This is a genomic window from Candidatus Aquicultor secundus (assembly GCF_002791875.1).
Lineage (GTDB): Bacteria > Actinomycetota > Aquicultoria > Aquicultorales > Aquicultoraceae > Aquicultor_A > Aquicultor_A secundus.
The window spans coordinates 1,462-2,192 of record NZ_PFNG01000029.1; the positions used below are offsets into that span (position 1 = coordinate 1,462).

Annotated in this window: 2 protein-coding genes; both read left to right on the plus strand. The window is 49.0% G+C overall.

Going from position 1 to position 731, the window contains the following annotated elements; translation table 11 throughout:
- On the plus strand, positions 1–324 hold a 324-nt coding region (locus COY37_RS00980; RefSeq protein WP_286975570.1), incomplete at its 5' end, for an HD-GYP domain-containing protein.
- Between the two features lie 137 nt (positions 325–461).
- Positions 462–731, plus strand: a 270-nt coding sequence (locus COY37_RS00985; RefSeq protein ID WP_286975572.1) for a hypothetical protein, incomplete at its 3' end; no start/stop codon positions are given.

Sequence of the window (731 nt, forward strand, 5' to 3'; positions counted from 1 at the left end):
CAAATTGTAGGCAGCATTCCCAACCTGGCAAACATCGCCACCATGATCCGTCATCACCACGAGCATTATGATGGGCGTGGCTATACGGAAGGGCTGGTCGGCGAAAGCATCCCGTTGGGCTCCCGCATACTCGCGATCGCCGATTCGTTTGACGCCATGACTAGCGACCGCCCGTACAGAAAAGGCTGTGGCACAGAAGAGGCGCTTAATGAGATAAAGCGCTGTGCCGGTACTCAATTCGATCCCGCGCTAGCCGAGGCCTTTATAAAGGTAATGGATAATACCGACATTAGTGATTGGGGTGATATACTATCAATCGCATAACCGGCTTATTATGGATAAATGAAAAAGCAAAAAGCATATATAGCAAGCTCCAAGGCAGCAGATTCGCAATCGATTTCACCTTTCTTGGGTTGCGTGCTGCAATAATAGGGATTTTTGCCATAGGGCTAGCAAGCAGTATGATCGAGCCTTCACGGCAATTTCTTACCTGGCTCGGTGCATATGCAGCCACCACTCTTGTATTGATGGTCGCAAAAAAAGAATTCTGCCGGTTCTCCTGGTCGTACTTGCTGATATTAATCCCCGATGCCTTTTTTGTTATCAAGATGCTCACCAGTCTCGGTACCCTTGAAGTTTACCTGGTTTACGCATACTTCATCCTTGTTGCGCTCTCCTCGTTGCAGCTTGGGCTTAGGGGCAGTGTGGCAACGGCGGCGTTTATTTCAGTT